2 protein-coding genes are annotated in these 2,071 nt (G+C 42.0%); both read left to right on the forward strand.

Translation table 11 applies throughout. From position 1 onward, the window contains the following. A partial coding sequence (locus tag HMPREF3192_RS06930) for a MuF-C-terminal domain-containing protein (protein WP_082715636.1) occupies positions 1-923 on the forward strand: 923 nt, incomplete at its 5' end. A 16-nt stretch (positions 924-939) separates the two neighbouring features. Next, a complete protein-coding gene (locus HMPREF3192_RS04150; RefSeq protein WP_066305678.1) occupies positions 940-2,070 on the forward strand; it encodes an ArdC-like ssDNA-binding domain-containing protein in 1,131 nt (376 codons plus the stop codon). Position 2,071: the final 1 nt, after the last annotated feature.

Raw genomic sequence — 2,071 nt, forward strand, 5'->3', positions numbered from 1 at the left:
CATTTTTAAACCACCCAGCAATTTTGCTGGATAGTCTTACAGATGATCAAAGTATTGTTATTGTTTCAGATAGTGTTGATGATGATGGCTTACCAATAATTGCTGCAATTCGCAGCTACGGTGAAGGTCAATATCAGCTTTCAACGGTGCAATCTAATTATCTGACCAGCACCTATGGTCGCAACAATTTTGATAAGTTTCTCCACCACGCTTTAGAGCTCAACAAGGTGCTTTATGTTGATAAAAAAAGAACTCAAAGCCTTGAGCGGTGTTCTCAGCTACGATTGCTGAAAGCCTACACAACTAACTTTGAGTTCAATAAGATTATAAGGCTAAGCGATAACGTTAGTCAAGGCAAAGCTGCGTATTACAACAATTTTTTGCATAAGTCACTTGTGGTTGAAGCGCCTTCTCACACCCGTAAAGCTGATCAGTTTGTGGTAGGCGTTGACCTTCAACAGGATCGCTTTGTCGTTTTTTCTCAAAAAAATCCTGTAGCTTACAAGCTATTTTCAATACCGTTTGATTATCTCACTCACCTAAATACTTATGATGGTGATGGTAATCGCCTAAGACTTGTTACACCTCGTCCAGGCTCGGTAGCAAATCGCCTTGATGATTTAAGCAAGCACCTGAGTTATCAGCTACCTTCTAAGTTAAATCTTAACCATCCATATTACCAAGCCTATCCTCTAGCGCTTCAAGAAAAGCTTAACGAGCAGCTTGATCTGATTGCCCACATACAACCAAGTGACCAAGCAGACAAAAACCTTCTTGGTGACTGTGAACAGCTACTTTTACGTGAGCTCGAAAAAGCAAAGGCAGAGATTAGCTCAGATAATCACCCAACCCTTGACCCTTCGTGCTACACAAAACCACCTCATCAAACCACCAACGCCCCAGATCAGGGCTTAGACCTCTAGAAAGGAATGATCTAGTATGGAAACTCTTACCAAAAAACAACAGCTGCAACAAACGGCAGACACCATCAACAAGGCAGTGGACAGCTACATTGAAGACCCTCAAAAGCTTTTTGAGTTCTTCATGTTCTCCCAGCAATTCCACGATTACTCTTACCGCAACAAAATGCTTATCTATAAGCAACGAGAATCTGCTCGCCAGGTTGCAAAGTATTCTTTGTGGAAAGAAAAAGGCTACCAGGTTAGAAAAGGTGAAAAAGCCTTATCAATTTTGGCTCCAACCTTCATCAAGATTGTTGTTGACAAAAAAGGAAATCGTATCTGCGATTTAAAAGATATCACCGATGAGGTTAAACAAAAGCTTGAACAAGGCATCTACAACATCCGTCAAAGGCGCAACTGGTATATTGCGGTTCCTGTCTTTGATATTGCACAAACCACATGCCCTGTTGAGGAATATCCTGCAATTTGGAAAGATAACTTTGTCTTTGGTCAAAATGAGCACTTCAAAGAGTTACAACAAAGTATCACAAACTATCTTGAGCAAGAGCTAAATGTTTCAGCTGCTGCTGTAGATGATGCACAGCGTGCCAACATTTTAGCGGGAGCTCGTGGTATCACCATCTACGCACCAGAAAAAACCCTGGTCTTTTATGATCCAGAGCTTTCTGAAAACCAACAGATAAAAACACTTATTCATGAGACAGCTCATGCAAATCTACACAGCCCTCATGCAGATGAACAGAGCTGCAAAGATGATCTTGAGCGTGGCTTAAAAGAGTTTCAGGCAGAGCTTTGCGCAGGAATAGTTTGCCAATACTACGGAATTGATACGGCAACTGCAACAACGTCTTATATCCATGGCTGGCTAGAAACGGTAGATCCCAAACTTGTAGCTAAACAAAAGTTTGCACTTGTTGAAGAAGTCTTAAAATGTGCCGACAACCTCACAGACTTTGTTGATAAAACCCTGTATGAAAACTACGGGATTGTGGTTCACAAAGACGTGGTGCAAGAGGTGCTGCAAGAAACAAAAGCCCCCACTCAAACGTCTATTGATGCGCACTGTGCCACTTTTGAGGTTACTCCCTCGCTAGCGCCTACTCCTATGCCATCCAAAACAACTCCCCAACAGGATCTAACCCTCTAGA

The organism is Atopobium deltae, assembly GCF_001552785.1.
Classification (GTDB): Bacteria; Actinomycetota; Coriobacteriia; order Coriobacteriales; family Atopobiaceae; genus Atopobium; species Atopobium deltae.